Raw genomic sequence first — 13,172 nt, 5'->3', positions numbered from 1 at the left:
AAATTAATGTAAAGAAAAAGTAATTAATGCAAAAACAGTTATTATAAGAAAAATAGCAATTAAAATTATAAAAGTATTTTTATAATGTTTTTTATGAATTTTAATATCCTTTTTATAACTCCAAATCATTGCAAGTGTAAATGCAACTACAAAAAAAGCTGCAAAAATCATTTGACCTTTTGTAAACATATTTAATGTGTATATTTAACCTCAAAAGTACATAAAAAATTAAAGATGAAGAATAAATTAAAAGCTGTAGAAGAATTTCATAACTCATTTGGATTAGGAGTACAACAAAAACCAATGGCTAACCTTTCAAAAGATAAGGTTGAATTACGTTTTAACTTAATGACTGAAGAAAATGAGGAGTATTTAGAAGCTGCTAAAAATAATGATTTGGTGGAAGTTGCAGATGCTTTAGGCGATATGCTTTATATATTGTGTGGCACAATTTTAGAACATGGAATGCAGCATAAAATAGAGGAGGTTTTTAATGAAATTCAACGAAGTAATATGAGTAAATTAGGTACAGATGGAAAGCCAATTTATAGAGAAGATGGAAAAGTTATGAAAGGACCAAATTACTTTAAACCAAACATAGAGAGTATTTTAAAATAATAAAATTAACAATATTTTAAGCTGAAATAATAACTAAATAGCGTTATTTTATAAATTAAACGATCAACAAACAAACTATTATGAAAAATTGGATTAAAAAAATTACACTACTATCTATATTAGTAGCTGTTTCTGCTGTTTCATGTAAAAGTGAAAAACAAGTAGAAGAAGAAAAAATACCAGGAATTATTGTTGAAAACATGGACACTTCTGTTCGTCCAAACGATGATTTTTTTAGATATGTAAATGGAGCGTGGTTAGACCATGCAGAAATACCAGCAGATAGGACACGTTGGGGAAGTTTTGACGAGCTTCGTAAAAAAACAGATGCTGATGTTTTAGCTATTTTATCGGAAGCTATTGAACAAGGAAATTTTCCAATGTTAAAAGATGCTCAAGGAAATGAGTTTGAATCAGATCAAAAAAAGGCTGTAAATTTCTTTGAATCTATTATGGATACTGTTACAAGAGATAAGCAAGGTATTGAGCCCGTTAAACCATTTTTAGCTAAAATTGATGCTGTTAAAAATGTAAAAGATTTAGAAGTTTTATTAACTGAAATGGCTCCTTATGGTGGTGCTGGATTTTTTAATTTTTCAGTTTTTAACGATTTAAAAGATAGTAATATGAATGCTGGATATGTAACTCCAGCTGGTTTAGGTTTATCTCGTGATTATTATGTAGATCAAGATGAAAATACTAAAGAGAAAAGAACAAAATACATTGCGCACATTGCAAGAATGTTACAATTTTTTGGAGATTCTGAAGAACAAGCAATTAGTAATGCAGATAAAATATTTAAGTATGAGTATAGTTTAGCTGAACCTAGATTTACAAAGGAAGAATCTAGAGACACTCGAAAATTATACAACCCAAAATCTATAGAAGAATTAACAGAAATAGTACCTTCAATAAATTGGAAAAATTATTTTGAAGGAATTGGAGCTAAAAATTTAGATAGAGTAATTGTAATGCAACCAAAATATATGGCGGCTGTAGAGCAATTGTTAAAAACTAGTACTATTGAAGATATTAAGTTGTATTTACGCTGGACTGCAATTGATAGAGCAGCTGGTTTATTAAGTAGTGATATTGATGTTGCTAATTGGGAATTTTATAGTAAAGAATTGAGTGGTGCGCAACAGCAACGTCCAAGAAATGAGCGCGCATTAGCATCATTAAATGGAAATATTGGAGAAGCTTTAGGTAAGTTATATGTAGATAAAAAATTTCCGCCAGAAGCTAAAGCCAAAGCTGAAGAAATGATTCAAAATGTAATGTTAGGTTTTGAAAAAAGAATCAATGCATTAGAGTGGATGAGTCCAGAAACTAAAGAAAAAGCAATTGAAAAGTTAGATAAAATGACTGTGAAAATTGCCTACCCAGATAAATGGAAAGATTATTCAGCTTTAGATGTAAAATCATTAAAAGATGGAGGAACATATTTTCAAAATTCTATGAATATTGGAAAATGGAATTTTGATGAAAAAATGGCTAAATTAGGCAAGCCTGTAGATAGAACAGAATGGGGAATGGCTCCTCAAGTTGTGAATGCTTATTTTAATCCGGTAAATAACGAGATTGTTTTCCCAGCAGCAATTTTACAACCACCTTTTTATAATTACCAAGCAGATGAAGCTGTTAATTATGGTGGAATAGGAGCTGTAATTGGACACGAAATTTCACATTGTTTTGATGATTCTGGAGCTAGATTTGATGCGAATGGTAACCTAAATAATTGGTGGACAGATGAAGATTTAGAAAAATTCACTGCTTTAGGAAAAAAACTAGTTAATCAATTTAGTGAGGTTGAAGCTTTAGAAGATGTTAATTTAAATGGTGAGTTTACTTTAGGTGAAAATATTGGAGATTTAGGTGGTATAAATACTGCTTTTGAAGGTCTTCAAATGTTTTACGAAAAAAATGGAAAGCCAGAACCTATTGATGGGTTTTCAGCAGAACAACGTTTTTTTATGAGTTGGGGAACTATTTGGAGAACTAAAATGAGAGAAGATGCTTTACGTAATTTAATTAAAACAGATCCACATTCTCCTGGAATGTATAGAGCTTATATGCCTTTACAAAATGTAGATGCCTTTTATACTGCATTTAATATTGTTGAAGGAGATAAAATGTTTATACAACCTGATGATAGAGTTAGAATTTGGTAAATAGCAAAAAAAAGCCAACGATTAATCGTTGGCTTTTTTTTTATTCAATTTTGTAATTGGTTTTAATACAAACCGGAATTCCATCAGCGGTTATTCCTTCTAAAGTAATATTTACTTTTGTGGGAACTTCACTATTAAAATAAGACATAGTTGTTGTTCCTTGCTCATTTGGAATTACATAAGGATTCCAATAAAGTGTGTTTCTAATATCAGCAAAATCATTCCAAGCTTTTTCTTTTTTCTCCTCATAATTTGGAGAATAAAATGCTCTCCAATTATAAATTCCTAATATCATGTTTTTTGAAGTGTGGAATTTTCTTTTTTCTCTAATAGCATTAACACCTTTTTTTGTGTAAATTAAAATTACACCATGTGCTGCATTAGTATAATTGCTCATAGAACCGTCGCTTATAGCTTCAATTCGATCAATGCTTTCCGGAATTATTGAAGAAACCTCATTAAGTTCAATTTCAATATCATTCAATACAATTAAAGCTGGATTTCCTCTATGTCTAGTAAAACTAATAGTATCACTTACAACTTGAATATTTGGTATAGAAAACTGAATTAAATCTTGAACACTATTAAAGTTTGTATTGTTTTCATTAGCTACAAATGTTTGATTAAAGCTAATAAACTTGTTAGCTTCTTTTTCTTTTTTAGCTTTTCCAAGAATTAAAACTTCGTCTAATTGATTTTCTATAGGAACATCAAATTCAATAAATTTTTTAAAAATGTTTTCTTTTACTTTTTCAGTTGCTGTTTTTTCTTCTGAACTAATTTTAGGAATGTCAAAACGAATGGCTGGTGGAGCTATTTCTAAAGAGTCTAAAACAATTTCACCTTTAGATTTATTGTTTTTATCTTTAGTACTTAACATTATTTTTGTTTCACCAAATATTATTAAGTTTTCAAAAGCAAACTTACCATTTTCATCAGCTTCACCAACATTCATAGCAGTTTTTTCTTTATTTATATAATACATAAGTACTTTGCTATGAGGTTTTGGTCCACTTCCAAATAATTTTTTTACTTGTCCAGTAACGTTAATACCTAGTTCTAGATCAAACTTTCTTTTAGTAGTTTCAAGTTCTTTTTTCCATAAAAAATCTCTCCAACCTTGGGTTTGTAGTAATAAATCTAGGTGCTCTAATCTTTTTTTGTTTGAAGGGTTAAAATAATAGCCAGCATTGTTAACATAACCTTTAATATCTGCTTGCATTAAAAAATAAGAACAAATGTTTTCAAAGTTATCTGAATTAGTTCCATTACTAGTTTCATCTACTGCAGCTAATGAAAAATTAGAAAATAAACGTTCATTATTTTCATCTTTAGCGTTTACAGTTAAAGTAACTTTTTCTTTTGGGTTATAGTTTGTTTTATTAGTTTGTAAGTTAATAGCAAAGTTTTTTTCTTTTTCAATATAAATTAATCGTTCACCGTAAGGTTTTCCTTTTTCATCTAAAATTGTTACTTGTGCAATTCCTTCAGGTAAAACATCTTTAGGAATTAAGAATGGAGTAGAGTATTTATTTGATTTAACCAACCCTTCAAAGTAAATAATACCGCGTGTTTTTATTAATATTTTAAAATTAGTAGAAGGTTTTTCTGCTAATGTTTGTGGGTTAGTATTAATAATTCCAACAAGTTTATTTTCAATTTTTTTAATTCCTAATGTAAACCCTGTTATATAAGCTTTAGGAAGTTCAAATTCTTTAACTTTATTATTTATAGTAACTTCTGCAATATATTTATTTCCATTTTTTGGTTGAAAATTAAAGCGTCCCATTCCATCATGGTCAGTTTTTAATGATGCTAATATTTCTCCATTACTATTTTTTATTTTTCCTTCAATTTCTAATGGAATTCCATTTTTTGTAGCTTTAAAAGCAACTACGCTGTAAACATTTTCAATTAAAGAACCTCCTTCAGGAAAAAACTGTACATCTATAAAGTCTTCAATTTTAGTTTCTTTATCTATATTTTTTTTAGGTTTTATTTTCTTTTCGTTAACATTAACAATAGCTTTATTTTTATCGTTTATATTAATAATTTCAATGTTTTTAGTAAAAATAAAGTGATCACCAAAATTACGCATCCAATTTGTGTATGCTCTTAATTGATACGTTCCGGGTTTTTTTATACCAATTGAATCGGTGAGTTTAAAATCTCCATTTCCCATACCACTATCTAAATAGGTTTTTCTTTTTGAGATAATTTCTTTGTCGGGAGAAATTAATTCAACGTGTAGTATTCTACTAAGTTTATGTGGTTTATTTGTTTGGGCGTTTAAGCTGTAGGCTTTATACCAAAGAGATTCTCCTATGTTATAGTAGTTTCTATCAGTATGTAAGTATATTTTTTCTAATACTTTTGATTGTTCGTTCTCAATATTTTGAGAAATAATTATAGATTTATTAATAAAGAGGAAAGCAAATAGAATTGCTAAATTTCTTGTGAATATGCTCATTACTATTGTTTGTTTTTTAATAAAAGTAAATTTTACATTTATAAATGTAAACAAACTTAATTAGAAGAGTTTAATAAAGCAATTAATTTAAAAAATAATTTAGCAAATAGAACTATACAAATGTTATACTAAATCTGCACTATAGAATCCACCTTTGTTTTCTTTTCTATTTTTTGAAAATTGGGTTATTAAATATGCGGTTGTTATTAAATTTCGGAGTTCACATAAGTCAACTGATAATTCAGAGTGGTCATACAATCGTTTATTGTCTTCGTATAGACCTTTTAATCTTCTTTCAGCTCGAAGTAAACGTTCATTAGAACGAACAATTCCAACATAGTTACTCATAATAGTTTTAACTTCGTTTCTATCATGTGTAATTAATATTTTCTCCATATTTTTAACTATTCCACTATCATTCCAAACAGGAACATTAGTAGGTCTATTAATTTTATGGAATCTTTTCGAAAGGTTTTCAACTGCATTGTGTGCAAATACTATTCCTTCTAATAACGAGTTTGAAGCCAATCGGTTTGCGCCATGTAAACCACTTCTGGTAACTTCACCACAAGCGTATAAATTTTTTATAGATGTTTTTGCTTTTTTATTTACATCAACACCACCACAAATATAATGTTGAGCAGGTGAAACAGGAATATAGTCTTTGCGAACATCAATACCGAGGCTTAAACATTTTTCATTAATATTTGGAAAATGTTTGTTAAATTCATCATACGCAATATGTGTACAATCCAAATAAACATGTGGATCTCCACTCATTTTTAATTCGTTATCTATGGCTCTAGCTACAATATCACGAGAGGCTAATTCTTCTCGTTCATCATATTTTTTCATAAATCTATTACCATTAAAATCTCTTAAAATAGCTCCTTCACCTCTTACAGCTTCTGAGATTAAAAATGCTGGATATTCACCAGGATTAAAAAGTGCAGTAGGATGAAACTGAATGAATTCTACTTCTGAAACTTCAGCTTTCGCTCTATAAGCCATAGCAATTCCATCTCCAGTAGCAATTACAGGATTTGTAGTTGTATTGTATACTTGACCATTTCCTCCTGTAGCAAGCATAGTTACTTTTGAAGAAAATGTTTTAACAATATTCTTTTTTACATCTAAAACATAAGCACCAAAACAGGTGATTTTTTCTAAACGTTTTATTTGTTTCTTTTTAACTTGATGTTCTGTAATTAAATCTATTGAATAATGAAAATCATAGAAATCAATATTTTCTTTTTGTTCAACTTGTTCTAGTAAAGCACGTTCAATTTCAGCTCCAGTAATATCTTTATGATGTAAAATTCTATCTTGTGAATGTCCGCCTTCTCTACCTAAAGAATAACTTCCGTCTTTTAGTTTGTCGAATTGTGCTCCCCAATTAATTAATTCTTGCAATCTAGCAGGTGCATTTTTAACAACCATTTTGACTACTTCTTCGTCGCAAATGTCATCACCAGCTCTAAGAGTATCTTCGATATGTTGTTCAAAAGAATCTACAGTTTTATCCCATACTGTAGCAATTCCACCTTGAGCATATTTGGTGTTACATTCGTTTTTTTCATTTTTAGTTACAATTACTACTCTAGCTTTAGGGAATTGTATTGCCGTTTTTAAGGCAAATGAAAGTCCTGCAATACCAGATCCGATAACTAAAAAATCGGTATGTTGTATTTTTTTTTCGGCGTTCATTCAATTATTTTATTTAGAAAGTTCTAGCATTCTTTCAATTGAAACCAACGCTTTTTTACTTAATTCAGCATCTACTTCAACATTAGGTAATTCATGTTCTAAACATAGATATAATTTTTTCATGGTATTCATTTTCATGTAAAAACACTCGCTACAGTTACAGTTATCATCATCAACTGGTGCAGGAATTAGTATTTTATCTGGAGCATCTTTACGCATTTGATGTAGAATTCCAACTTCAGTAGCAACAATAAATTTTTTAGCTTTGCTTTCTTTTACATATTTAAGTAGGCCAGATGTTGAACCAACATATTTGGCTACTTTTAATAAATGTGCTTCAGATTCTGGATGAGCAATAATTTCAGCATCAGGATTTTCAGCATGCAATTGTAATATTTTATCAATTGAAAAAGCTTCATGTACCATACATGCGCCATCCCAAAGTACCATATTTCTACCTGTTTTTTTAACTAACCAAGCGCCTAAATTTCTATCTGGAGCAAAAATAATTGGTTGGTCTTTTGGAATAGAATTGATTATTTTTTCAGCATTTGACGATGTACAAACAATATCGGTTAAAGCTTTAATTTCTGCAGAAGTATTTACATAAGAAACTACCAAATGGTTTGGATGTTCTTTTTTAAAAGCAGCAAAGTCTGCTGGAGGGCAAGAGTCTGCTAATGAGCAACCTGCTTTTAAATCGGGTAATAAAACTTTCTTTTTAGGGTTTAATATTTTAGCTGTTTCAGCCATAAAATGTACACCAGCAAAAACTATAATATCTGCTTTAGTAGTAGCTGCTTTTTGAGCTAAAGCTAAACTGTCTCCTACAAAATCGGCTATGTCTTGTATGTCATCTTCTTGATAGTAATGCGCTAAAATTACAGCGTTTTTCTCTTTTCGAAGTTTGTTTATTTCTTTAACGTAGTCAATTTTTTCAGGTGTTTCAATATCTAAAAACCCTTTTTCTTCTAGGTTTTTTTTTGCTTTTTCTAGTGTGGTCATGTAAAGTTTTGTTTTGATGTGTTTAAACCAAAAAATATGCCAAATAAAAAGTAGTATTACTGTTTATTAAGTATGCAATTTATTAAATCTTATATGTTTAGACAAATAACTAGGTTGTTAGTTATTTTATTTTGTAACGCCAACCAAATTTGTCTTCTAATTTATTTTGTTGAATGCCTGTTAGTCTAGTTTTTAAACGTTTTGCATAACTATCTTCCATTTCAGGAAGTTCAAAGCTTTCATCTCCATCAGCAAAACCTTTAATTATACTTATTACTGCAGCTGTACCAGCTCCAAACATTTCTTTTAATTCACCTTTTCTGGCAGCTTCAACAATTTCTTTTCTTGTAATAGGTCTTACTTCAAATTTAATACCTTCATCTTCAGCTAATATTAATAAACTTTTTCTAGTAACTCCATCTAAAATTCTATCGCTTGTTGGTGCTGTTAACAATGTGTCATTTACTCTAAAAAACACATTCATAGTTCCAGCTTCTTCCAAATACTCGTGTGTAGAGGCATCTGTCCAAACTATTTGTTGATAACCTTTTTCTGCCGCTAATCTAGTTGGATAAAATGAAGCAGCGTAATTACCGGCCGCTTTTGCAAAACCTACACCACCATTTGCGGATCTACTAAATTTATCAGCAAACACAACTCTAACTTCACCTGAATAATATAATTGTACTGGCGCACAAATAATCATAAATTTATATTTTGTTGAAGATGATGCAGAAACACAGTTTTCTGTAGCAATTACAAATGGACGAACATATAAAGAATTTCCTTCTCCTTTTTGAACCCATTCACTGTCTAGTTTCAATAATTCATTTAAACCTTCAAAAAAGTATTCTTTTGGAAATGCTGGCATATCTAAACGTTCAGCAGATTTATTAATACGTTGTTGATTTTGATCTGGTCTAAACAACCAAATATCATCATTTACATCTTTATAAGCTTTCATTCCTTCAAACACAGCTTGTCCGTAATGAAATACTTTAGCAGATGGATCAAAAGGAATTGGTTGATAAGGCCTAATTTTTGGAGTTTGCCATTTGCCGTTTTCATAATCACATTCAAACATATGATCTGTGAAAATTTCTCCAAATTTTAGTTTACTAAAATCAACATCCGAGATTTTTGATTTCGCAATTTTTTCAATATGTAAAGCCATAGTAAGTAATTTTAATAGTATAACAAATTTACTTATTTTTTTTAATTTGCGTTGTGTAATTTGTGTTGTGTAATTGCTTAATTATTAATTATTTGTGGTTTTAATGTTTTATTAAGTATAATCTTTGAAGATAAATTAAATCATTATTAAGTTTAGGATTAATAAATTTTGTAATAAATAAAAATGTAAAGTTTATAATAGTTAGTTTTGTGACTGTATAAATTTAGACAATTTTTGAAAAGAGAAATTATAATAACATCAGATGGTTCTTCAACCATTCATTTACCAGATTGGAATGAGCAATACCATTCTAAACATGGAGCCATTCAAGAAGCAAAGCATGTTTTTATAAAAAGTGGTTTAGATGAAATTAAATTAAAAAATATTTCAATTCTTGAAATAGGTTTTGGTACAGGATTAAATGCGTTTATTACTTTTTTAGAGATTCAGAATAATTCTAGAAAAATTAAATACACTGGAGTAGAAGCTTTTCCTGTAAGTGTTGAAGAAGTTAAAAAACTAAATTATGTTTCTGAATTAAATGCAATAAATTTTCAAAAAGAGTTTGATTTAATGCATGCTTCAAAATGGGAAGAAAAAATTTTAATTTCAGAAAATTTTACATTACAAAAACAACAAAAAAAGTTTGAAGAAATTAATGATAAAAATACATTTGATTTAATTTATTTTGATGCTTTTGGAGCAAGAGTTCAACCAGAATTATGGACTGAAGCTATTTTCGAATTAATGTTTAGAGCTATTAAAAAGAATGGAATTTTAGTAACATATAGCGCAAAAGGAAGTGTTAGAAGAGCCATGCAAAAAGTTGGATTTATAGTTGAAAGATTGCCTGGACCACCAGGGAAAAGAGAAATGTTAAGAGCAATAAAAGAATAAAAAAATGAATTTTAGAACTATTAGAAAACGGAAAAAGCCAAATTTTAAAAGAGGGTTTTTGTTAATTTTAGCACTAGCTGTAATTTTATACTTATGGTTTAATGCTGAAGATTTTATAACAGCTTTGTTTAGTACTTCAAAATAATTATTTTTTAAAGTTTCTTCCTTTCCATGTAAAGCCTTTAAATAATAATGATGTTAAAGCAATAATCACGGAAAAAAATGGATAGATCATACCCGAAATTAAATATTGAAAATAATTACTTTTAATGTTTAAGTTTTTTTCTGTTTTTGATATTAGAATTGAGTCAAATACTAACTTTGAGCTATAAATAACTCCAAGAGTTATAAGTGCAGTAAAAGAGAAAAAGCTTGTAAAAAACAAACCAATTAGTATCAAATTCTCTAAAAAAACTAAAATCCCAACAAATTTTGTAAAGTTGTTTGTGTATGAACCGCTTTTTCCAGCCCAACGTAGTTGTTGATTTATAAAATTATTCCAAGTTTTTTCTGGTTTTGTAGTTACAATTACAGCTGTAGAATTTAAATACTTAACTTTTTTAGGATATTTTTCAGTCATTTTTTCTAAAAGAAAAACATCATCTCCACTTGCTATTTTATTGTTGCCATTAAAACCATTCACTTCAATAAAAGAGGATTTTAAATAACATAAATTTGCGCCATTACAAAATATGGGTTTTTTTAAACCAAAAGAGCCAATTGTACTGCCAATTAAACTTGTAAAATTAAGTTGTTGAAAGCTATTTAAAAATGAATTTTCTGCTTCATATTTTACTGGAGCTGCTATAAAAATTGGATGGTGTGTTTCTATAAATGAATTAAAACTTTGTAGCCAGTTTTTTGGCACTAAACAATCTGCATCTGTAGTAATAATCCAATCAAATTTAGATTTTTTAATTGCTAGTTTAAGCGCATTTTTTTTGGGGGAACCAAAGGTGTTTTTATTTTTTAGAATGGAAATATTAAAATCAGTATTTTTAGATGTAAATGTTTCAATAATTTTTACTGAATTATCTTTTGAATAATCATCAATTAAAAGAATTTCAAATAAATTTTTTGGATAGTTAATAGTAGCAATAGATTTTAATAAATCAGGTAAGTTTTCACGTTCATTTCTAAACGGAATTACAATAGAAAATTTATTTTTAGGTTTTTTTATTTCTGTAAATATTTCAATAGCATCAATTCCAATAATAAATGCAATAATTATAATATTGTAAGTAAGCGCAATAAATATAAGAAGTGCAATCATACTTGTTTAGATAGTTTAAAGTTTAATACAAAACTCATTCCTAATAAAGCTGGAACAGCAAAATTTAACAACCACATAAGCGTAGTTATTGTTGCTATTGTTAGAGGATTTATATGTAACCAACTAAATAACCAAATTGCTACAGAACCTTTTATAGCCCAGTCAAATATACTTAATGCCGGAACAATTGAAGCTAATAAGTACATTGAAAAAATGATTGACATTGCAACAGAATATTCAATTTTAATATTAAATAAAATTAGTAAAAAATAAAATTGATGAGAAAAAACTAAATATCTTAAAATTGCTAAAATTGCAACCTTAATTTGAACAGTTTTAGGTATCTGACGACAATAATGAATAGTTTTTTTGATGTTTTTCAAAATCCAAGTTTTGAAGTATATGATAAAAATAGATAGTAGTATTAATGCTAAAATTACCATCCAATAATTATTCTTTTCTAATAAAGGATATTTGAAATTTATATCAAAATTTAGGATTACATAAGTTAAACCACTAATTCCAAAAAATCCAGTTGTAATTAGTTGATATAGATTCCCAACAAGGTTTAAAACCAGTATTTTTTTTCTTTTTTCTTTTTTAAAAAACAATGCTTTTGCGCCATATTCACCAATTTTATTAGGTGTAATTATTGAAACTGCATGAGACCCAAAACTTTGTTCAAAAGCCTCCATAAAAGTTAGTTTTTTTTCAACTGAAACTAAAGTTTTCCACTTGTAAACTTCTAATAACCAGTTTACATCAGTACATAAAAGCAAAGCTATAATTAGCCAAATATTGTTAGAAAACAAAAATGATAATTGTTTAATTAACTCATTGATAGATAATAGGTTGTTGTTTGTTAACTTTTGATAAATAAAATAACAGGCAACCATTACTATTGCTATTTTTAGCAACGTAAAAATTGAAGATTTATATTTCTGTAGGAAATTGTACATTTGGTTTTACAAATAAACAAAATATTGAGTTCAGAAAAAATCATATTAGGTATAGATCCAGGAACAACTATTATGGGTTTCGGATTGATTAAAATTATTGATAAAAAAATGGAATTAATTCAGTTAAATGAGTTAAATCTTAAAAAATATGAAGACCATTATGTAAAGTTAAAATTTATTTTTGAGAGAACTATTCATTTAATAGAAACCTTTCACCCAGATGAAATAGCAATTGAAGCCCCGTTTTTTGGTAAAAATGTTCAGTCTATGTTAAAACTAGGTAGAGCACAAGGTGTTGCTATGGCTGCTGGATTGTCTCGAGAAGTCCCAATTACAGAATATTCACCAAAAAAAATAAAAATGGCAATTACAGGAAATGGAAATGCAAGTAAAGAGCAAGTTGCTAAAATGTTACAAAGTTTATTGAAAATTAAAACATTACCTAAAAATTTAGATGCAACAGATGGTTTGGCCGCAGCTGTTTGTCATTTTTATAACAGCGGAAAAGTTACAACAGGAAAAAACTATACAGGTTGGGCAGCTTTTGTAAAACAGAATGAAAAACGTGTGAAATAATTTTTATACAATTACATCACATTCATATGTTTCATATTTTTTTTCAATTACTAATTTACGGTGTTCTCTAAATAGTTGATACTCTTTAGAACCTTCCATTTTCTCTTTATCCTCTTTAGAGTTCCAATACTCAATTAGAAAAAATCTAGTAGTTTCATTTCTATCTTTGAATATATGAAAATGGTCTAAACCAGCTGGTTTTGCTTCTGTTAATTCCTCGAATTTTAACAATTCTACAAAAGAAATTCCGTCACCTTCTTTTACTTTAAATGATACAACATGTACATACATAATAATCGATTTTACTCAAATTTACAGAATG

The 13,172-nt window shown here is 28.3% G+C and carries 13 protein-coding genes; 5 read left to right on the top strand and 8 right to left on the bottom strand.

The genetic code is table 11. From position 1 onward, the window contains the following. Positions 1-3: 3 nt before the first annotated feature. Complete coding sequence (locus R3X25_RS10470) at positions 4-189, bottom strand: hypothetical protein (protein ID WP_317674556.1); 186 nt, start codon at positions 187-189, stop codon at positions 4-6. A gap of 45 nt (positions 190-234) precedes the next feature. Here R3X25_RS10470 and R3X25_RS10465 point away from each other — a divergent pair, with 45 nt between their 5' ends. Then, positions 235-618, top strand: coding sequence for a nucleoside triphosphate pyrophosphohydrolase family protein (locus R3X25_RS10465; protein WP_317674554.1), 384 nt, complete (start codon positions 235-237; stop codon positions 616-618). Positions 619-698: 80 nt separating this feature from the next. After that, positions 699-2,789 carry a M13 family metallopeptidase gene (locus R3X25_RS10460; RefSeq protein WP_317674552.1) on the top strand — a complete coding sequence of 697 codons (2,091 nt, stop codon included), beginning with the start codon at positions 699-701 and terminating at the stop codon, positions 2,787-2,789. 40 nt (positions 2,790-2,829) lie between these two features. Here R3X25_RS10460 and R3X25_RS10455 read toward each other — a convergent pair whose 3' ends face one another. From R3X25_RS10455 to R3X25_RS10440, 4 genes are all read right to left on the bottom strand, one after another. Further along, on the bottom strand, positions 2,830-5,259 hold the full coding sequence (locus tag R3X25_RS10455) for a hypothetical protein (protein ID WP_317674550.1): 2,430 nt from the start codon (positions 5,257-5,259) through the stop codon (positions 2,830-2,832). A gap of 123 nt (positions 5,260-5,382) precedes the next feature. Further along, positions 5,383-6,966, bottom strand: coding sequence for an L-aspartate oxidase (gene nadB, locus R3X25_RS10450; RefSeq protein ID WP_317674548.1), 1,584 nt, complete (start codon positions 6,964-6,966; stop codon positions 5,383-5,385). Positions 6,967-6,975: 9 nt separating this feature from the next. Further along, on the bottom strand, positions 6,976-7,971 hold the full coding sequence (gene nadA, locus R3X25_RS10445) for a quinolinate synthase NadA (RefSeq protein WP_317674546.1): 996 nt from the start codon (positions 7,969-7,971) through the stop codon (positions 6,976-6,978). Positions 7,972-8,092: 121 nt separating this feature from the next. Then, the gene (locus R3X25_RS10440) at positions 8,093-9,145 is read right to left on the bottom strand and encodes a branched-chain amino acid aminotransferase (RefSeq protein WP_317674544.1); all 1,053 of its coding nucleotides are present in this window, start codon (positions 9,143-9,145) and stop codon (positions 8,093-8,095) included. Between the two features lie 234 nt (positions 9,146-9,379). On the opposite strand from R3X25_RS10440, the gene mnmD reads away from it, so the two are divergent. Continuing rightward, complete coding sequence (mnmD, locus tag R3X25_RS10435) at positions 9,380-10,042, top strand: tRNA (5-methylaminomethyl-2-thiouridine)(34)-methyltransferase MnmD (protein ID WP_317674543.1); 663 nt, start codon at positions 9,380-9,382, stop codon at positions 10,040-10,042. A gap of 4 nt (positions 10,043-10,046) precedes the next feature. Further along, positions 10,047-10,187, top strand: coding sequence for a hypothetical protein (locus tag R3X25_RS10430; protein ID WP_317674542.1), 141 nt, complete (start codon positions 10,047-10,049; stop codon positions 10,185-10,187). On the opposite strand, the gene R3X25_RS10425 is transcribed toward R3X25_RS10430, so the two are convergent. Together R3X25_RS10425 and R3X25_RS10420 are read right to left on the bottom strand one after the other, a co-directional pair. Next, the gene (locus tag R3X25_RS10425) at positions 10,188-11,315 is read right to left on the bottom strand and encodes a glycosyltransferase family 2 protein (protein ID WP_317674541.1); all 1,128 of its coding nucleotides are present in this window, start codon (positions 11,313-11,315) and stop codon (positions 10,188-10,190) included. Then, on the bottom strand, positions 11,312-12,274 hold the full coding sequence (locus R3X25_RS10420) for a lysylphosphatidylglycerol synthase domain-containing protein (protein ID WP_317674539.1): 963 nt from the start codon (positions 12,272-12,274) through the stop codon (positions 11,312-11,314). Before R3X25_RS10420 ends, R3X25_RS10425 begins: the two co-directional genes overlap by 4 nt. A gap of 24 nt (positions 12,275-12,298) precedes the next feature. Here R3X25_RS10420 and ruvC point away from each other — a divergent pair, with 24 nt between their 5' ends. Further along, a complete protein-coding gene (gene ruvC / locus R3X25_RS10415; RefSeq protein WP_317674537.1) occupies positions 12,299-12,850 on the top strand; it encodes a crossover junction endodeoxyribonuclease RuvC in 552 nt (183 codons plus the stop codon). Positions 12,851-12,853: 3 nt separating this feature from the next. Here the strand turns inward: ruvC and R3X25_RS10410 are convergent, their stop codons facing one another. Then, complete coding sequence (locus R3X25_RS10410) at positions 12,854-13,141, bottom strand: antibiotic biosynthesis monooxygenase (protein WP_317674535.1); 288 nt, start codon at positions 13,139-13,141, stop codon at positions 12,854-12,856. Between the last annotated feature and the right edge of the window lie 31 nt (positions 13,142-13,172).

Source organism: Lutibacter sp. TH_r2 (assembly GCF_033101135.1).
GTDB lineage: Bacteria > Bacteroidota > Bacteroidia > Flavobacteriales > Flavobacteriaceae > Lutibacter.
Note: the sequence above shows the minus strand (reverse complement) of the source record. Positions and strands in the feature narration are given on the sequence as shown.